The 19171-nt window shown below is 72.5% G+C and carries 14 protein-coding genes; 10 read left to right on the plus strand and 4 right to left on the minus strand.

What is annotated here, in order from left to right; all coding sequences use genetic code 11:
* Positions 1 to 265 precede the first annotated feature (265 nt).
* Positions 266 to 1024 (plus strand): methyltransferase, encoded by a 759-nt coding sequence (locus ACH4VO_RS19700; protein WP_360992644.1) that lies wholly within the window; start codon positions 266 to 268, stop codon positions 1022 to 1024.
* Positions 1025 to 1324: 300 nt separating this feature from the next.
* Positions 1325 to 1720 (plus strand): DUF3040 domain-containing protein, encoded by a 396-nt coding sequence (locus tag ACH4VO_RS19705; protein WP_360992641.1) that lies wholly within the window; start codon positions 1325 to 1327, stop codon positions 1718 to 1720.
* 610 nt (positions 1721 to 2330) lie between these two features.
* Here ACH4VO_RS19705 and ACH4VO_RS19710 read toward each other — a convergent pair.
* The 4 genes from ACH4VO_RS19710 to ACH4VO_RS19725 all read right to left on the minus strand — a co-directional run bounded on the left by ACH4VO_RS19710 (position 2331) and on the right by ACH4VO_RS19725 (position 7934).
* Positions 2331 to 4757 (minus strand): DUF3488 and transglutaminase-like domain-containing protein, encoded by a 2427-nt coding sequence (locus ACH4VO_RS19710; protein WP_360992638.1) that lies wholly within the window; start codon positions 4755 to 4757, stop codon positions 2331 to 2333.
* Positions 4754 to 6127: a DUF58 domain-containing protein gene (locus ACH4VO_RS19715; RefSeq protein ID WP_360992635.1), complete on the minus strand. Its 1374-nt coding sequence runs from the start codon at positions 6125 to 6127 to the stop codon at positions 4754 to 4756. The genes ACH4VO_RS19710 and ACH4VO_RS19715 overlap by 4 nt, the downstream gene beginning before the upstream one ends.
* A complete protein-coding gene (locus ACH4VO_RS19720; protein ID WP_360992632.1) occupies positions 6127 to 7173 on the minus strand; it encodes a MoxR family ATPase in 1047 nt (348 codons plus the stop codon). Before ACH4VO_RS19720 ends, ACH4VO_RS19715 begins: the two co-directional genes overlap by 1 nt.
* 203 nt (positions 7174 to 7376) lie before the next feature.
* Positions 7377 to 7934, minus strand: a complete 558-nt coding sequence (locus ACH4VO_RS19725) for a carbonic anhydrase (RefSeq protein ID WP_360992629.1) — start codon at positions 7932 to 7934, stop codon at positions 7377 to 7379.
* Positions 7935 to 8340: 406 nt separating this feature from the next.
* Between ACH4VO_RS19725 and rsmH the strand changes: the two genes are divergently transcribed.
* From rsmH to ftsW, 8 genes are all read left to right on the plus strand, one after another.
* On the plus strand, positions 8341 to 9306 hold the full coding sequence (gene rsmH / locus ACH4VO_RS19730; protein WP_360992626.1) for a 16S rRNA (cytosine(1402)-N(4))-methyltransferase RsmH: 966 nt from the start codon (positions 8341 to 8343) through the stop codon (positions 9304 to 9306).
* Positions 9307 to 9355: 49 nt separating this feature from the next.
* On the plus strand, positions 9356 to 9892 hold the full coding sequence (locus ACH4VO_RS19735; protein WP_360992623.1) for a septum formation initiator family protein: 537 nt from the start codon (positions 9356 to 9358) through the stop codon (positions 9890 to 9892).
* 4 nt (positions 9893 to 9896) lie between these two features.
* Positions 9897 to 11903, plus strand: a complete 2007-nt coding sequence (locus ACH4VO_RS19740; RefSeq protein WP_360992620.1) for a penicillin-binding transpeptidase domain-containing protein — start codon at positions 9897 to 9899, stop codon at positions 11901 to 11903.
* Positions 11904 to 11918: 15 nt separating this feature from the next.
* Entirely contained in the window at positions 11919 to 13649 is a 1731-nt protein-coding gene (locus tag ACH4VO_RS19745; RefSeq protein ID WP_398441048.1) for a UDP-N-acetylmuramoyl-L-alanyl-D-glutamate--2,6-diaminopimelate ligase, read from the plus strand.
* Positions 13650 to 13653: 4 nt separating this feature from the next.
* A complete protein-coding gene (murF, locus tag ACH4VO_RS19750; RefSeq protein ID WP_360992614.1) occupies positions 13654 to 15072 on the plus strand; it encodes a UDP-N-acetylmuramoyl-tripeptide--D-alanyl-D-alanine ligase in 1419 nt (472 codons plus the stop codon).
* Positions 15069 to 16139: a phospho-N-acetylmuramoyl-pentapeptide-transferase gene (gene mraY / locus ACH4VO_RS19755; RefSeq protein WP_307127466.1), complete on the plus strand. Its 1071-nt coding sequence runs from the start codon at positions 15069 to 15071 to the stop codon at positions 16137 to 16139. Before murF ends, mraY begins: the two co-directional genes overlap by 4 nt.
* The gene (gene murD, locus ACH4VO_RS19760) at positions 16121 to 17602 is read left to right on the plus strand and encodes a UDP-N-acetylmuramoyl-L-alanine--D-glutamate ligase (protein WP_360992611.1); all 1482 of its coding nucleotides are present in this window, start codon (positions 16121 to 16123) and stop codon (positions 17600 to 17602) included. Before mraY ends, murD begins: the two co-directional genes overlap by 19 nt.
* A 108-nt stretch (positions 17603 to 17710) precedes the next feature.
* Complete coding sequence (gene ftsW / locus ACH4VO_RS19765) at positions 17711 to 19168, plus strand: putative lipid II flippase FtsW (protein ID WP_360992607.1); 1458 nt, start codon at positions 17711 to 17713, stop codon at positions 19166 to 19168.
* Positions 19169 to 19171: the final 3 nt, after the last annotated feature.

Below are 19171 nucleotides of genomic sequence, written 5' to 3' on the forward strand. Positions count from 1 at the left end.
CGGCGACGACCGCGCCCATGGCCCGCGGCACGGCCCCGGTCGGCGGAAACAGGCCGGGGCCGGGGCACGGCACGGACGACGGCAGGCCGGGCGGACGACGGCAGGCCGGGCGGACCCCGGCGGGACCCCGGCCTGCCCCCGGCAGGTGACCGTACGCGGGTGACCGGGGCGGCGGTGCGAGGCAATAGGGTGGAGAGCACCCGTACCACCTGCACCGTTCACGCTCCGCCGTCCGCGGCGGCACCGTGCCGAGGAGTCAACTGCCGTGTCGGACCAGCTGCGCCCCCGCGCCTCCCTCCGTACCGCTGTGGTCTGGGAGGTCCTCAAGGATGCTCTCGAGCGCCGGGCCAAGGCGACCGGCAGGGAGGTCCTGGACGTCCTCGACACCGGCGGCGGCACCGGCAACTTCGCGGTGCCCGTCGCGCGGCTCGGCCACCGGGTCACGGTCGTGGACCCCAGCCCCAACGCCCTGTTCGCCCTGGAGCGCCGCGCGGCCGAGGCGGGCGTCGCGGACCGGGTCCGGGGTGTCCAGGGCGACATCCTCGGCCTGTTCGAGGTGGTGGACCGCGCGGGATACGACACGGTCCTGTGTCACGGGGTCCTGGAGTACGTGGACGACCCTGCCGAGGGGGTACGGAACGCGGTCGACGCGCTCCGGCCGTCCGGCGCCCTCAGCCTCCTCGGCGCGGGGCTCGGCGGCGCCGTTCTGGCGCGGGCACTCGCCGGGCACTTCACCGAGGCCCGGCAGGCGCTCACGGACCCGGCGGGACGCTGGGGTGAAGGTGACCCCGTGCCTCGCAGGTTCACCGCGGAGCAGCTGACCGGCCTGGTCGCCGCCGCGGGTGTCGAGGTCGGCGCGGTTCACGGCGTGCGGGTCTTTGCCGACCTCGTGCCGGGTGCGCTGGTGGACACCGAGCCCGGTGCCATGGAGGCCCTCCTGAGGCTGGAAGCAGCCGTCGCGGAACTGCCGTCCTTCCACTCGGTGGCGACCCAGCTGCACGTTCTGGGCGAGAAGCGCGCCTGAGCCAGGCGGACGGGTCGCCGGGGCGCACCCCGGAGTGACCGGAGCGCGGCTGATCAGCAACGCAGCTGCAGACGGAGTACAGCTCGGAGCACCCGATCGGGGCCCGGGCCCCGTATGATCGGGTGACACCATCCGGCATGACGGATCGGAGGTCGGGGAATCTACGCCTCAGCAGCCGGGCCGTCATGGCGGTCCTGACTGGCTAGGGCTAGAGGGCAGGTTTCACGGGGGCGAATCCCTGCCTATCCTGGAAGGGCCGCATACCGGTCGCCCCCCGCGGCCGACGACGAGGAGGACTCCGTGCCGCTCTCGGAGCACGAGCAGCGCATGCTCGAGCAGATGGAGCGAGCGCTGTACGCCGAAGATCCCAAGTTCGCGACAGCGCTTGAGGGAAGCGGGCTGCGCAGGTACACCCGGCGACGGGTCTACCAGGCGGTGGTCGGCTTTCTGGTGGGTATCGCGCTCCTCATGGCCGGAATGGTCGCCCAGCAGATCTGGATCAGCGTGGTGGGGTTCCTCGTCATGCTGGGCTGTGCCGTGCTGGCGGTCACCGGGTGGCGCAAGGCGCCCAAACCTGGTGAGCAGCCGGCAGGGAGCGGGGGCGGAGGCGAACGCCGACATCCCAGGCAGCGCCGGTCGATGATGAACCGGATCGAGCAGCGGTGGCAGCGCCGCCGCGACGAACAAGGTCAGTGAGCGTGCCGAGCCCCGGCCGGCGCCGGGCGACCCCCGGCCGTGGCTGTGGAGCGCGCACACCGACAGCGTGACGCCGGACCTTCCACGTGAGGGGCGGTCGCCTTCCCGGCGACCGCCCCTCACGCATGCCGGCACACCGCCTCGCGTGCCATGCGGCGCCGGACCGGCCCGAGCCCACCCGGTCCGGCCGAAGCCGAGCCGGTCGGCACGGCTGGGCACGGGGCTCGCCCGGGTCGCCCGGTCCGGCCCCGAGCAGGGAACACGCCCCGATCCGGGCGCGCCGTGAGCAGGGCACGCCCCCGAGCTCCCGAGCCGGGCACTTCCCGAGCCGGGCACGCCCCGAGCCACGCGGGCCGGAGATGCGGGGCCCGCGGGGCGGGCTCAAGCCGGTCGGCACGGTCGGGCACGGGGCTCGCCCGGGTCAGCCGGTCTGGCCCCGAGCAGGGAACACCCCCTGAGCCGGGCACGCCGTGAGCCGGGAACGCTCCCGGGCTCCCGAGCCGGGCACGCGCCGAGCAGGGCACGCCCCCGAGCTCCCGAGCCGGGCACTTCCCGACCCGGGCGCGCCCCGAGCCACGCGGGCCGGAGATGCGGGGCCCGGGGAGCGGGCTCAGCCCTGCTGACGAGAGGGGCGGCGCAGGCGGGCGGACCAGCGGTCGCGGCCCGGTCGCCGCGCCCATCGGTGGGCAAGCGCCGTACGGCGCTCGGACAGGGCCCATACCACCCGAACGGCCGAACGCGGGGCGAAGGTCGCCCGGAGCCGGTCCAGTCGCCCGGCCGAGGCCCACAGCCCCTCACGCAGGGCCGACACGTCGTCCGCCGTCCCGGTGACCGCTCGCGGCTCGGCGGCGTACAGCACCTGCTCGACCGCCCCCGCCAGCCGGTGGACCGCGGCCGCCGCCGCGCCGTCGAGCCGTCCCAGCCGCACGACACGGGCCGCCGCCTTCCTGGGCGTCTGCGACTCGTCCGGTGCGATGCCGTGGTCCCAGGCCGTATCGGTGACCTCCCGCCAGGCGGCCATCACCCGGCCCGTCGCGTCGGCAGGCCTACGGCCTGCCGACGAGCCCAGCCGCCGCGCGCGGGTCCGCAGGCGCCACAGCATCGGCGACAGGGGGAGCGCGAGGACCAGGAGGGCACCGAACGCCCACAACGCGACGGTGCCCGCAGGCGTCCCGGGATCGGTGGGGTTCACCGCTCCGGGTGCCTCGGACGCACCGCACTCACCCTGCCGTCGCATCTGCGCGGGACAGGTCTCCGACGTGGACGGTGCCGACGTGGGCGCGGCGGAGGCGCCCTCCGCGACCTCGGCCGGGCTACTCGGGCCACCCTGCGCGGGCACGTCGGGCCGGGTGTACGAGGGGCTGGTGCCCCGGGACGGCGTGGGCTCGAAGCGGGTCCAGCCCGCACCCTCGAAGTACAGCTCGGGCCAGGCGTGGGCGTCCCGCAGCCCGACCGACACCGAACCGTCGGCCTGGACCGTGCCCGGCGTGAAGCCCACTGCGACCCGGGCCGGGATCCCCAGCGTCCTCGCCATGGCGGCCATCGTGAACGAGAAGTGGACGCAGAAGCCTTCCTTGTCCTTGAGGAAGCGCTCGATCGCCGACACACCGGTCCCGGACGTCACCGTCGTGTCGTAGCGGAAGCCGCCCCGGGACGCGAACCAGTCCTGCAGTTTCACCGCCCGCTCGTAGTCGTCGGCCGCGCCTCGCGTCACCTGCTCGGCGGTCTCCTCGACCACGTCCGGCAGTGAACCGGGAACCCGGGTGTACTCACGTGTCAGCTCCGCATCCGGCGCCCTCGCCCCGGCGAGCTGCTCGGCCGTCGGCTCCACCACCAGGCTGCTGACCTCGTACCGGGCGCCGCGGGTCGTCTGGCCCCCGTCCCCGACCAGGGTCCGCCCCTCGGGCTCGTACCTCCAGCGGCCGTCGACGTCGACCTCGCTCGCCGGGTAGGGGAGCGGCAGATACGTCTGCTGGTACGACGGGGAGGCGGAGATGTTCGTCCGGATCTCGGTGACGGCGACGTCCGCCCCCAGGCCCGCCGGTTGCGGGAGCCTGTCGGGCACGTCCTTCAGCCGGCGCGTCGAGGGCCGCCACTCGCTCCCGTCGAACTGGTCGAGGGCCAGGATGCGCAGATAGAAGTCCTGCGGATTCCCGGCGTCGGTGCGGTAGGACAGCACCTCCCGGTTCTCCGGCTGGTTGAGGTTGTTCTGCAGCGAGACCAGCGGATTGACCGCGGAGATCGTGCCCCCGCCGCTCCCCTTGCCCGTGCCGCCGCCCCGGCCGCCCAGCAGCCCGCCGTCCGGAGCGGGCAGCGCGGCGGGGATCACCAGCGCGATCCCCATCGTCACGGCGCCGATCCGGCGGCCGGTGCGGACAGGGGCCCGTGCCGCCGCCGACCGCCCCTCCAGACCGGAGGCCAGGCCTCCCGACGACCGGGAGATCCCGCTGAAGACCTTCCCCCACGCCGCCAGCCGGTCCCGGCTCTCGGCCAGCAGGAGGAGCAGGTAGCCACCCGCCGCGAGCAGGAAACGGAACGAGCCCGCCCCACCGTCGGAGAGCCCGGCGGCGACCGAGTAGAGCGCGAGCAGCGGCAGGCCCGCCGGTGCCGCGGTACGGAAGGTCACCGCGAGGGCGTCCACGGTGAGCCCTATCAGCAGCACCCCGCCGATCAGCATCAGCTGGATGCCGTCCGTCGCGGGCGCCGGAGTGGCGTACCTGCTGACGTCCTCCGAGCCCGCCGTGAGCAACTCCGCGAGCCGCTTGACCGCCTGCGGGCCGGGCACCAGGCCGAACAGCGCGTGCTCCCGGGCGAACGCCGCGGTCAGCAGCATCAGGGTGACCGCCACCTGCAGGGAGACGGTGAGGACCCGTGCCGGCGAGACCCGGCGGGCCAGCGCCCCGACGCCGCCCTGCACCGCCAACAGGAACGCCGCCTGCAGGATCCACCTGGACGTCTCGACCAGGGGCATCAGTGCGACGGCAGCCGTCATCGTCGCCGCGAAGGCGCACAGCGCCAGCCGAGTACGCGCGCTCATGACCATCCTCCGGAAAACCCTGTCGCCGTGTCGGCCGTGCCGGAGTGTGTGCCGGAGGGGTCCCCGTCCGCCTGCTGCCACAGCCGGGCGAGCTCCACCCCGGGCGGCACCGCCACCGCGGTCCAGCCCGCCTCGCGCAGGAGCCGCAACCGGGCGGCGGCCGGCGCCGCGCCCGCCGCGTTCCTGCCGCGCACCCACGCGGAGCTGTCCAGAACGAAGGCGACGGCGGCACCGCTGCACTGCCGCATCCGGGCCGCCACCGCCGTCTGCTCCATGTCCAGGTCGCCGAAGAAGGCGACGAGCAGCCCCTCGGTGTTCCGCCGCAGCACGTCGTACGCCCGGGAGAGACCGCCTCCGTCGGAGTGGTCGACCACCGCCAGGCTGTCCATCATCAGGCCCGCCGCCTCGGCAGACTCCTGGCCCACCGGCGAGAAGCCGTCGGAGCCCTCGCCCGGCACAGCCCTGCCGTCGTCCGTCAGCAGACGCACGGCGAGGCCGCGCTCCAGCATGTGCACGAGCGCGGAGGCCGCTCCCGAGACCGCCCACTCGAAGGCGGAATCCGGCCCGGCGCCCTGATAGGCGATCCGCCGGGTGTCCAGCAACACCGTGCACCTGGCCCGCTGCGGCTGCTCCTCCCGGCGCACCATCAGCTCGCCGTAGCGCGCGGTGGAGCGCCAGTGCACCCGCCGCAGGTCGTCGCCGTGGCGGTACCCGCGCGGAATGAGGTCGTCCTCGCCCGCCAGGGCGAGCGAACGCTGTCTGCCGTCGCCGTAACCGGCAGACTCGCCCGACGGCCGCAGCGCCGGAAGCGGCTCCGTGCGGGGAATGACGACGAGCGTGTCGTGCGCGCTGAAGGAGCGGGTCAGCTCGCACATGCCGAACGGATCGCTCAGCCGCAACTGCAGGGGCCCGAGCGGATAACGGCCGCGCAGATCGGACCGGACCCGGTAGGAGACCTCACGTCTGCCGCCCGCCTCCACCCGGTCCAGCACGAACCTGGGCCGGGGCCCCAGGACGTACGGCACCCGGTCCTGGAGCATCAGCAGCCCCGTGGGCATCCGGGAGGCGTTGTCCATCCGCAGGTGCACCCGCGCCTCCGAGCCCGCCGGCACCCGCGACGGCGACAGCCGCCGACTGCCGGCGACCCGGTAGCGGGTGCGGTGGAGCACGATCACACAGACCAGGGGCAGCACCGCCAGCAGCAGCCCGACCCGCAACAGATCGCCCTGGCCCAGCACATAGGCGCAGACCGCGGCGGCCACACCGGCGGCGAGGAAGGACCGGCCCCGTGTCGTCAGGCCGTGCACGGCCGAGCGGAGGCCGCCTTTCGCGTCGCCGCTGTCCACGGGGCCGGGCGCACCGGCCGCCATCACAGCCGCCGGGCGCCGGGCTGCCGGCCGTACACCGGGCCGCCGGGCAGGTGCTGCGGCTGCGCCGGGGCGGCCGCGGTACCGGAGGTCGGCACGGGCGTGCGCTGCAGGATGTCCAGCACGACCTGCTCGGCGGTACGGCGGTTGAGCTGGGCCTGAGCCGTCGGCAGCAGACGGTGGGCGAGCACCGCGACCGCGAGCGCCTGCACGTCGTCCGGCAGGGCGTAGTCCCGCCCGCCGAGGGCGGCCGAAGCCTTCGCCGCGCGCAGCAGATGCAGGGTCGCGCGCGGCGAGGCCCCGAGTCTGAGATCGGGATGGTGGCGGGTGGCCCCGACCAGCTCCACCGCGTACCGCCGCACGGAATCGGCCACGTGCACCGCGCGCACCGCGTCGATCAGCTTCACGATGTCGTGCGCGTGCGCCACCGGCTGGAGGTCGTCCAGCGGGGAGAGACCGCCGTGCACGTCGAGCATCCGGAGCTCGGCCTCCGCGCTGGGGTAACCGATCGACACCCGGGCCATGAAACGGTCCCGCTGCGCTTCGGGCAGCGGATACGTGCCCTCCATCTCCACCGGGTTCTGGGTGGCCACGACCATGAACGGATCGGGCAGTTCGTAGGTCTGGCCGTCCATGGTGACCTGGCGTTCCTCCATCGACTCCAGCAGTGCCGACTGGGTCTTGGGGGACGCGCGGTTGATCTCGTCGCCGATCACGATCTGGGCGAAGATCGCACCGGGCTTGAACTCGAAGTCCCGGCGCTGCTGATCGAAGATCGACACACCCGTGATGTCCGAAGGGAGCAGATCCGGTGTGAACTGGATCCGCCGCACGGAGCAGTCGATGGACCGGGCCAGGGCCTTCGCCAGCATCGTCTTGCCGACCCCCGGCACATCCTCGATGAGCAGATGCCCCTCGGCGAGCAGGACGGTCAGCGACAGGCGTACGACCTCGGGCTTGCCCTCGATCACACTCTCCACCGACCTGCGCACCCGCTCCACCGTGGTGGTCAGATCCGTGAGGCTCGCTCGATCGTCATAGGTCGTCACCCGGCCCTCCTCGGCCCCTTGTGCACGGGCCGACAACGAAACCGCCCGGCCCGCCCCGAAATACGGACCCTCGCCGGAGGACCCGGAGAGATGTCACACCCGCATTCTTGTTGGCGTTACCGCGTCGTGTCACTCGCCTGTGGATAAGTAGGAGCGATATGCCGGGTGTGGGTTGTATGTCGGGGTAGGCCGGGGCTGGAACCTCAGGAGGCGGGGAGGATTTCGCGCAGCAGGCCGGTCGTCACGTCGAAGACGAAGCCGCGCACATCGTCCGTGTGCAGGAGGAACGGCGAGGTCCGTACGCGCTGCATCGACTGCCGGACGTCCTGGTCGGCGTCCGTGTATGCCTCGACCGCCCAGACCGGACGCTGGCCGACCTCGTGCTCCAGTTCCTGCCGGAACTCCTCGGTGATGCTCTCGAGGCCGCAGTTGGTGTGGTGGATGAGGATGACGCTGCGGGTGCCGAGCGCCCGCTGGCTGATCGTGAGCGACCGGATGACGTCGTCGGTGACCACACCGCCCGCGTTGCGGATGGTGTGGCAGTCACCGAGTTCCAGGCCGAGCGCGGCGTGGAGGTCGAGGCGGGCGTCCATACAGGCCACCACGGCGACGTTGAGCACGGGCCGGGCGTCCATGCCGGGATCGCTGAACCGGTCCGCGTAAAGGGCGTTCGCCTGGACGAGCCGGTCGGTGACCGTCCCGCCCGAGCGGGCGACGGAGGAGGTTTCGGTGTCGGCGGAGGTCTGTGCGGAAGTCGACATGGTGAGGACGTTATCGCTCACAGGCGTGTCCGGCGTGCTGGGGGAGGGGGCAAAGGACGTCAACGGCACGGGTTGTGAGGTAATCCACAAGGCTCACAGTCCCGCGCCCGGCCGCGTGAGCGGTCCGCCCTTCCGCGGCGGGCGACGCGCTACCCGCTTCGTTGATCGGGAATCGATCGAATGGCAGGGTGGACTAAAGTGACGCCAAGTTATCGACACGCCCGTACATTCTGCATATTTTTGCACGTTTCGAATTCCCCGTGAGGTGCGGCGCACCTGCGGTCCGGCCCTCTCCCGCTCGGCGGTCGGCCGACGCCCCTTCCCCGGCGCCGGCTGGCCTCCCCTTCCGAGCGGGCGGGGACCGGACCGCAGGTGCGGCCCACCGGACTGAGCCTGAGAGGGCGCATTGAGCCAGACCCGACACGTCCCGGTGATGCTCCAGCGGTGCCTGGACCTGTTGGCCCCGGCTCTGGAGGCGCCAGGACCGCAGCCGCCCGTGGTCGTGGACTGCACCCTCGGACTCGGCGGCCACAGCGAGGCCCTGCTCGCCGCCTTCCCCACCGCGCGCCTGGTCGCGCTGGACCGGGACAGGGAAGCGCTGCGGCTCTCCGGTGAGCGCCTCGCGCCGTACGGGGACCGGGCCACCCTGGTGCACGCCGTCTACGACGAGTTGCCCGAGGTGCTCGACCGGCTGGGGATCCCCAAGGTCCAGGGCATCCTGTTCGACCTGGGCGTCTCCTCCATGCAACTGGACGAGGCGGACCGCGGTTTCGCCTACGCCCAGGACGCCCCGCTCGACATGCGCATGGACCAGACGACCGGCATAGGCGCCGCCGAGGTGCTCAACACCTATCCGCCGGGCGAGCTCGTACGGATCCTGCGCGCGTACGGCGAGGAGAAGCAGGCCAAGCGGATCGTCTCCGCGATCGTGCGCGAACGCGAGAAGGAGCCCTTCAGCAACAGCGCCCGGCTTGTCGAGCTGATCCGGAACTCGCTGCCCCAGGCCGCCAAGCGCACCGGCGGCAACCCGGCCAAGCGCACCTTCCAGGCCCTGCGCATCGAGGTCAACGGGGAGCTCACCGTCCTGGAGCGGGCCGTCCCGGCCGCGGTCGGGAGCCTGGCCGTGGGGGGACGGATCGCCGTCCTGTCGTACCACTCGCTCGAGGACCGGCTGGTCAAGCAGGTCTTCGCGGCCGGGGCGGCCAACACGGCGCCGCCCGGACTGCCCGTCGTCCCCGAGCGCTACCAGCCCCGGCTGAAACTGCTGACCCGCGGCGCCGAACTGCCCACCGAGGAGGAGGTCGCCGAGAACCGGCGGGCCGCCCCCGCCAGGCTGCGCGGCGCCGAGCGGATCCGCGAGGAGGAGCGATGAGCGCGCGCCGCCGGACGGTCGGGACACGGCGAAGGGTGGGGGCACGGCGGTGACCGGAACGGCCGAGCAGAGGAAGGGACGGGCCGGACGGCTCGCCCGGCTGATGCCGTCGGGGCCGAGCACCGCGGCCCGTACCCCCTTCGTCCTGCTGGTCGTGCTGCTCCTCGCGGGTGGCCTGATCTCGCTCCTCCTGCTGAACTCCGCTCTGAACGAAGGATCGTTCAAGCTGAGCAGGCTGAAGAAGCAGACCACCGAACTCACCGACGAGCAGCAGGCCCTGCAGCGTGACGTCGACAGCTACTCCGAGCCGGACGCGCTGGAGCGGCGCGCCCGCGAACTCGGCATGGTGCCCGGTGGCAGCCCCGCCTTCCTGAACCCGGACGGCACCGTACGGGGCGTACCCGAGCGGGCCACCGGCGCGCCGTCCCCCCTGACCGCGCCCTCTCCGGCGGCGAGCACGGCCGCCCCGGCCGGATCCCCCGGGGCGGCGGCGTCTCCCACCGCCTCCGCGGTCCCGCCGGCCGCCTCCGGACCGCCGCCTGTCACGACCTTCCCCACCCCGTCCCCGACGAGCCCCGGCAGGTGACGAAGTGCCGTCCAAGGAACCGCCGCGCCGCCGTGTGCCCGGCCCCGCCCGCCCTCGTAACGCGGCAAACGGCGCCGGACGCCCCCGGACCGCCTCCCGCCCCGAGGCGCGGCGGCCGTCCCGCCCGGCGACGCGGCGGCCGCGGACCGGGGCGGCGGGCGGCGGCCCCCGGCGGACCATCCGGCTGGGAAGTCCCCGCCCGAGGCTGCGCCTCGTCGGCCTCTGCCTGACTCTCGTCATGCTCGCGTTCGTCGTCCGGCTCCTCCAGGTGCAGGCCGTCGACGCCAGCGCCTACGCGGCCAAGGCCGACAAGAACCGCTACCTCGAGTACACGATCGCCGCCGAGCGCGGAGAGATCACCGACCGCAGCGGCATCGCCCTGGCCACCAGCGTCGACGCCCACGACATCACGGCCGACCCGAAGCTCTTCACGCCCGAGGAGAGCAAGGCCCCCGACGCCCCGCAGCAGGCGGCGGCTCTGCTCGCCCCGATCCTCGGCAAGGACGCCGTGGACCTGGCGAAGAAGCTCTCGGCGCCCAAGAGCCGGTACACCGTGCTGGCGAGGCGGCAGACGCCGCAGGTCTGGAAGCAGATCAAGGACCTCAAGTCCGTGTTCGCCGAGAAGGCGGCCAAGGACCTGGCGGCCGGCGGCCGGGGCGCCAACGTACTGGCCGGGGTCCTGCAGGAGCCCACCACGAAGCGGGTCTACCCGAACGGTGACCTCGCCGCCGGAATACTGGGATTCGTCAACGCCGAGGGCAAGGGCGGCGGCGGCCTGGAGGCCCAGCTGAACGGCCGGCTGGAGGGCGAGGACGGCACGATCCGGTACGCCCAGGCCGGCGGCCGGCCCGTACCGACCGCCGGCTCGAAGGAGATCCCGGCCGTCGCCGGCACCGATGTCGAGCTGACCATCGACCGGGACATCCAGTGGGCGGCCCAGCGGGCCATCGCCGACCAGGTGAAGAAGTCCCGGGCGGACCGCGGCTACGTGGTCGTCCAGAACACGAGGACCGGCGAGGTGCTGGCCATGGCCAACGCCCCCGGCTACGACCCGAACGACCTCTCGCGGGTCGACGGAGCGGCCCTCGGCAACGCGGCGCTCCAGGACGTCTACGAACCCGGCTCCACCAGCAAGGTCATGTCGATGGCCGCCGTGCTGGAGGAGGGGGTCGCGACGCCCGGTACGCACGTCACCGTCCCCAACCGGCTGCACCGCGGCGACCGGCTGTTCCGGGACGACATCGACCACCCCACCTGGTACCTGACGCTCAACGGCGTCCTCGCCAAGTCGAGCAACATCGGCACCATCCTGGCCACCGGCCAGCTCGGCAGGAACCAGACCGAGGCCAACAAGGTCCTCCACTCCTACCTGCGCAAGTTCGGGATCGGCAGCCCCACGGGGCTCGGCTACCCGGGGGAGACGCCCGGCATCCTCGCCGAACCGAAGGACTGGTCGACCTCGCAGCAGTACACGATCCCGTTCGGCCAGGGGCTCTCGCTCAACGCCATGCAGGCCGCGTCCGTCTACCAGACCATCGCCAACGGCGGCATGCGGATCGCGCCGACCCTGGTGCGCGGTACCAAGGACGCCGACGGGCGCTACACCGCGGCCGAAGCCCCGAAGAAGACCCGGGTGGTCAGCGAGAAGACCGCCCGGACCCTGGCGAGGATGCTGGAGTCCGTGGTGGACGACAGGGAAGGCACCGGGACCAAGGCCCACATCGACGGCTACCGGGTCGCGGGCAAGACCGGCACCGCCAACCGCGTCGACCCCGTGCGCGGTGTCTACAAGGGCTACACCGCGTCCTTCGCGGGCTTCGCACCCGCGGACGATCCGCAGATCACCGTCTACTGCGCCATCCAGAACCCCACCACGGGCAGCTATTTCGGTGGCCAGATCTGCGGTCCGATCTACAAGAAGGTCATGGAGTTCGCCCTCAAGACCCTCCAGGCCGCCCCGTCCGGCACCGCTCCCGCCCGGCTGCCGGTGTCCTTCGAGCCCGGCGAGTGACGCGGTAGACCGTCAGTGACGACGATCACCCCCGATCCAGGGAACCGGAGCGAGAAGTACCGCGACCCCGGCCCCTCGCTTCGCGGGAGGCCGGGTCCGCCCGGTACGCTCACCGCCGTGCCCCACGCTGATCAGTTCCAAACCACTCAGAAGGACGCGCCTGTGACCTATCCGGGAGCGCCCCGACCGGACCGGCTCCGGCCGACTTCCCTCGGAGAGCTGGCAGCCCGGCTGGGCGCCGGACCGCAGGCATCCGGGGAGGTCACCGGCATCACCCACGACTCGCGGGCCGTGCGCCCGGGGGACGTGTACGCGGCCCTGCCCGGTGCCCGCCTGCACGGTGCGGACTTCGCCGCCCAGGCCGCCGGCCTCGGCGCGGCTGCGATCCTCACCGACCCGGCGGGCGCCGAGCGCGCGGCGGCCACCGGCCTCCCGGTCCTGGTCGCCGACGACCCACGCGGCCGGATGGGCGACCTCGCCGCCGAGATCTACGGGCGCCCGGGTGCGGATCTCCTGCAGATCGGCATCACCGGGACGTCCGGCAAGACCACCACGGCCTACCTCGTCGAGGGCGGCCTGCGCGGCGCCGGCCGCAGCACCGGCCTGATCGGCACGGTCGAGATGCGGATCGGGGACGAGCGCATCAAGTCGGAGCGCACCACCCCCGAAGCGACCGACCTGCAGGCCCTGTTCGCCGTCATGCGCGAGCGCGGTGTCGAGGCGGTGGCGATGGAGGTCTCCAGCCACGCACTCGTGCTGGGCCGGGTCGACGGCTGCGTCTTCGACGTCGCCGTCTTCAACAACCTCAGCCCGGAGCACATGGAGTTCCACTCCGGGATGGAGGACTACTTCCAGGCCAAGGCCCAGCTGTTCACCCCGCGGCGCAGCAAGCTCGGTGTGCTCAACTTCGACGACGCCTACGGCCGCAGGCTGGTCACGGAGGCGACCGTCCCGGTCGTCACCTTCTCCGCGGAGGGCCACCCGGACGCCGACTGGCGGGCCGAGGACGTCGAAGTGGGTCCGCAGGACAGCACCTTCACCGCGGTCGCCCCCGGAGGCGAGCGGATCGCCGCCAGGGCGCCGCTGCCCGGCCCCTTCAACGTCGCCAACACCCTCGCCGCGATCGTCACGCTGGCCGCCGCCGGCGTCGACCCGCAGACCGCCGCCGACGGTGTCGCCGCCGTCCCCGGGGTCCCCGGCCGGCTGGAACGCGTCGACGCGGGACAGCCGTACCTGGCGGTCGTCGACTACGCGCACAAGACCGACGCCGTCGAGTCCGTCCTGCGCTCCCTGCGGAAGGTCACCGAGGGCCGGGTGCACATCGTGCTCGGCTGCGGTGGCGACCGCGACACGACGAAGCGCGGACCCATGGGCGCCGCCGCGGCCCGCCTCGCCGACACCGCCGTACTGACCTCGGACAATCCCCGTTCCGAGGACCCCCTGGCGATCCTCGCCGCCATGCTCTCGGGCGCCGCCGAGGTGCCCGTCCACGAGCGCGGCGACGTGCTCGTCGACGCGGACCGGGCGGCGGCCATCGCCGCGGCCGTCGCCCGCGCCGAGCCCGGCGACACCGTGCTGGTGGCCGGAAAGGGCCACGAGCAGGGCCAGGACGTCCACGGAGTCGTCCGGCCCTTCGACGACCGCAAGGTCCTGCGTGAGGCCATCGAGCGCGCCTCGGGGCCCGCGAGCGCCGTGCACGCCCCCGACGACCGCGTACACACCCACGAGAACAACAGTCAGGGATGACCAAGTGATCGCCCTTTCCCTCGCCGAGATCGCCGGCATCGTCGGCGGGCAGCCGCACGACACGCCGGACCTGTCCGTCCTCGTCACCGGGCCCGTCGTCATCGACTCCCGGGAGGTGCGGCAGGGCTCCCTGTTCGCCGCGTTCGCGGGAGAGCGGGCCGACGGCCACGACTTCGCGCGGCGCGCCGTCGAGGCGGGCGCGGCAGCGGTGCTCGCCGCCCGCCCCGTCGGCGTGCCGGCGATCGTCGTCGACGACGTCGTGTCGGCGCTCGGCACCCTCGCCCGGACCGTGGTCGAGCGCCTCGGCACCACCGTCGTCGCGCTCACCGGTTCGGCCGGCAAGACCTCCACCAAGGACCTGATCGCGCAGCTGCTGGAGCGCAAGGCCCCCACGGTGTGGACCCCGGGGTCCCTCAACAACGAGATCGGCCTGCCGCTCACCGCGCTGAGCGCCACCCCCGAGACCCGGCACCTCGTACTCGAGATGGGTGCGCGAGGCATCGGTCACATCCACTACCTCGCCGAGCTCACCCCGCCACGGATCGGGCTGGTCCTGAACGTGGGCAGCGCCCACCTCGGCGAGTTCGGCAGCCGTGAGGCGATCGCCCAGGCCAAGGGCGAACTCGTGGAGGTCCTCCCCGAGGACGGTGTCGCGGTGCTCAACGCCGACGACCCGCTGGTGCGGGCGATGGCGTCCCGCACAAAAGCCCGGGTGATCCTCTTCGGGGAGGCCCCGGATGCGGACGTACGGGGAGAGAACGTCCGGCTCACGGACGACGGCCGCCCCGCTTTCGCGCTCCGCACACCCACCGGGTGCAGCGACGTGACCTTGCGCCTGTACGGTGAGCACCACGTGTCGAACGCGCTCGCCGCGGCCGCCGTCGCCCATGAGTTGGGCATGTCCGTGACCGAGATCGCCGATGCGCTCTCCGGGGCGGGCACCCTCTCCCGCTGGCGCATGGAGGTCACCGAGCGTCCGGACGGTGTGACGGTCGTCAATGACGCCTACAACGCGAACCCCGAATCCATGCGAGCCGCGCTGCGTGCGCTGGCCGCCATGGGCAAGGCCTCACGGGCAGCGGGGGGACGCACGTGGGCGGTGCTCGGTCAGATGGCCGAGCTCGGCGACGCGTCGCTCGCCGAGCACGACGCGGTCGGACGGCTCGCCGTCCGGCTCAACGTCAGCAAGCTCGTCGCTGTCGGAGGAAGAGAAGCCTCCTGGCTGCAACTGGGCGCATATAACGAGGGTTCGTGGGGTGAGGAGTCGGTGCACGTGTCCGACGCACAGGCGGCCGTCGACCTGTTGCGCAGTGAACTGCGCCCGGGAGACGTCGTGCTGGTGAAGGCGTCCCGGTCGGTCGGCCTGGAGAAGGTCGCCCTGGCACTGCTGGAGACGACCGAGGGCGAGGTCCCCGTCCGATGAGGCAGATCCTCTTCGCAGGAGCCATAGGGCTCTTCCTGACGCTGGTCGGCACCCCGCTGCTGATCAAACTTCTGGCCCGCAAGGGCTACGGGCAGTTCATCCGGGACGACGGCCCGCGTACCCACGGCAGCAAGCAGGGCACGCCCACCATGGGTGGTATCGCCTTCATCCTGGCGACGATCATCGCGTACGTCCTGGCGAAGGTGATCACCGGTGAGGAGATGCGCTTCTCCGGTGTCCTGGTCCTCTTCCTCATGGCGGGAATGGGCCTCGTCGGCTTCCTCGACGACTACATCAAGATCGTCAAACAGCGTTCGCTGGGTCTGCGGGCGAAGGCCAAGATGGCCGGCCAGCTGATCGTCGGCATCGCCTTCGCGGTGCTCTCCCTGCAGTTCGCGGACGCCCGGGGCAACACCCCGGCCTCCACCCGGCTCTCCTTCGTCGAGGACTTCGGCTGGTCGATCGGACCGGTGCTGTTCTGCGTCTGGGCTCTGTTCATGATTCTCGCCATGTCCAACGGCGTGAACCTGACGGACGGTCTGGACGGCCTCGCGACCGGTGCCTCCGTGATGGTCTTCGGCGCCTACACCTTCATCGGGCTGTGGCAGTTCCAGGAATCCTGCGCCAACGCCACCACGCTGACCAACCCTCAGGCCTGTTTCGAGGTACGCGATCCACTCGACCTGGCGGTCGTCGCCTCCGCGCTGATGGGCGCCTGCTTCGGCTTCCTGTGGTGGAACACCTCACCCGCCAAGATCTTCATGGGTGACACCGGTTCCCTCGCCCTCGGCGGTGCGCTCGCCGGCCTCGCGATCTGCTCCCGCACGGAGTTCCTGCTCGCGCTCCTCGGCGGCCTCTTCGTGATGATCACCATGTCCGTGGTCATCCAGGTCGGCTCCTTCAAGATGACCGGCAAGCGGGTCTTCCGGATGGCGCCGCTCCAGCACCACTTCGAACTCAAGGGGTGGTCCGAGGTCCTTGTGGTGGTCCGCTTCTGGATCATCCAGGGCATGTGCGTCATCGTCGGCCTCGGCCTCTTCTACGCGGGATGGGCAGCCAAGAAGTGAGCACCGTGGACTGGCAGGGCAAGCACGTCACCGTCGCCGGGCTCGGCGTCAGCGGTATCCCCGCCGCCCGCGCCCTGCACGAGCGCGGCGCCCTCGTCACCGTCGTCACCGACGGCGACGACGAGCGCTCCCGCGCCCAGGCCGCCGAACTGGAGGAATGGGCTGCCGCGCGCAGCGCCTCCGGCCAGGGCGGTGGTGGGCGACGGGAGGGAATCACCGTGCGCCTCGGCGACGGGGCGACCCTGCCCGAGTCCACCGAGCTCATCGTCACGGCCCCCGGCTGGAAGCCGGACAAGCCGCTCTTCCTCGCAGCCGCCGAGGCCGGCGTCCCCGTCTGGGGCGACGTCGAACTCGCCTGGCGGCTGCGGGGCCCCGGGGCGGCACCCTGGCTCGCGGTCACCGGGACCAACGGCAAGACCACGACCGTGCGGATGCTCGCCTCGATCCTCGAAGCGGCCGGCCTGCGCACGGCGGCGGTCGGCAACATCGGGGTCTCCCTGCTGGACGCGGTGCTCGGCGACGAGCCGTACGACGTGCTCGCCGTCGAGCTCTCCAGCTACCAGCTGCACTGGGCGCCCTCGCTGCGCGCCCATTCCGCCGCCGTCCTCAACCTGGCCCCCGACCACCTGGACTGGCACGGTTCCATGGCCGGGTACGCGGCCGACAAGGGCCGGATCTACGAGGGCAACAGCGTCGCCTGCGTCTACAACGCCCAGGACGGCGCCACCGAGGACCTCGTCCGCGAGGCCGACGTGGTGGAGGGCTGCCGGGCCATCGGCTTCACCCTCGGTACGCCGGGGCCCTCCCAGCTCGGTGTGGTCGACGGCATCCTCGTCGACCGGGCCTTCGTGGCCGGCCGGCACAAGCAGGCCCAGGAGCTCGCCGAGGTCGGCGACGTGAACCCGCCGGCCCCCCACAACATCGCCAACGCCCTGGCGGCGGCGGCCCTGGCACGCGCCTTCGGCGTTCCACCGGCGGCCGTGCGGGACGGGCTGCGGGCCTTCCGCCCGGACGCCCACCGCATCGAACGCGTGGCGGAGACCGGCGGGGTCACGTACATCGACGACTCCAAGGCCACCAACACCCATGCCGCCGAGGCCTCCCTCGCGGCCTACGACCCCATCGTCTGGATCGCCGGCGGCCTCGCCAAGGGCGCCACCTTCGACGAGCTCGTGACCGGGGCGGCGAAGCGGCTCCGGGGCGTCGTGCTGATCGGCGCCGACCGGGCGCTGATCCGCGAAGCCCTGGCACGACACGCCCCCGAGGTACCGGTGGTCGACCTCGACCGGACCGACACTGGGGCGATGTCCGGGGCGGTCCGGGAAGCGGCACGGCTGGCCCGGCCGGGCGACACCGTGCTGCTGGCACCCGCCTGCGCCTCGATGGACATGTTCGCCAACTACAACAAGCGGGGCGAGGCGTTCGCGGACGCGGTGCGCCGGCTCGCCGACGAGAGCGCCTGACGGGCACGGCCGGGGCGCCGTACTCCCCCGGAGGACCGGGGTACCGGCGGCACCGCCCCGGGCCCGGGTGACAGCCCCCGGGCACGAGCAGTGGAGGGGACAGCGACAATGCCGGCCGACGAGAGCCCATCCGCACGCGGAGCGGTGCCCTCGCGGGCGACCGCGGCGATCAGCAGGGCGTTCACCCCGGGCCGCCTCGCCGGTGCGCTGCCCACGGGCCCCGGACTGTCCGCAGGGCTCCTCCTGCGGAGCCGCCCCGCCGCGGGCCCCCGCCGCCCCGCCGCCCCGCGGGGCGGCCACGGCCCGGCCCCGGCTTCCCGGCCGCCCCGCGGCGCGGGGGTGCGAGGGATGTACGAGCAGGCGCGGCGGGCCTGGGACCGCCCTCTGACGGCGTACTACCTGATCCTCGGCTCCAGCCTGCTGATCACCGTGCTCGGCCTCGTGATGGTCTACTCCGCCTCGATGATCAAGGCGCTGGAGCTCGCCAAACCAGGGACGTACTTCTTCCGCAAGCAGTTCCTCGCCGCCGTCATCGGGGCCGCGCTGATGCTGCTGGCCTCCCGCATGCCCGTCAAGCTCCACCGGGCACTGGCCTACCCGCTGCTCATGGGTACGGTCTTCCTCATGGTCCTGGTGCAGGTGCCGGGGATAGGGATGTCGGTCAACGGGAACCAGAACTGGATCTACCTCGGCGGCCCCTTCCAGCTCCAGCCCAGCGAGTTCGGCAAACTCGCCCTCATCCTGTGGGGCGCCGACCTGCTCGCCCGCAAGCAGGACAAGCGGCTGCTGACGCAGTGGAAGCACATGCTCGTTCCGCTCGTCCCCGTCGCGTTCATGCTGCTCGGGCTGATCATGCTGGGCGGGGACATGGGCACGGCGATCATCCTCACCGCGATCCTCTTCGGCCTGCTCTGGCTGGTGGGCGCGCCCACCCGGCTCTTCGCCGGTGTGCTCACCGTCGCGGGCCTGCTGGCCTTCCTGCTGATCAGGACCAGCCCGAACCGGATGTCCCGGCTCAGCTGCATGGGAGTCAGCGAACCCGGCCCCGACGGCTCCTGCTGGCAGGCCGTGCACGGAATCTACGCCCTCGCCTCCGGCGGATGGTTCGGTTCCGGGCTGGGTGCGAGTGTGGAAAAATGGGGTCAACTCCCCGAACCTCACACCGACTTCATCTTCGCCATCACCGGGGAGGAACTCGGTCTGGCGGGGACGCTGTCGGTACTCGCCCTCTTCGCGGCTCTAGGCTATGCGGGTATCCGCGTGGCCGGACGCACGGAGGACCCCTTCGTGAGGTACGCAGCGGGAGGCGTGACCACCTGGATCACGGCCCAGGCCGTGATCAACATCGGTGCGGTGCTCGGCCTGTTGCCGATCGCCGGTGTCCCGCTGCCGCTGTTCTCCTACGGAGGTTCGGCCCTGCTGCCGACCATGTTCGCTGTCGGGCTCATGATCGCCTTCGCGCGAGACGATCCCGCGGCGAAAGCGGCCCTGGCCATGCGGAGGCCCGGGGTCAGATGGAAGACGATGAGACGGCGCGTCACGAAGCGTCCGTCCGGAGAGCGGTGAATT

It is taken from the genome of Streptomyces sp. NPDC020780 (assembly GCF_044334475.1).
Classification (GTDB): Bacteria; Actinomycetota; Actinomycetes; order Streptomycetales; family Streptomycetaceae; genus Streptomyces.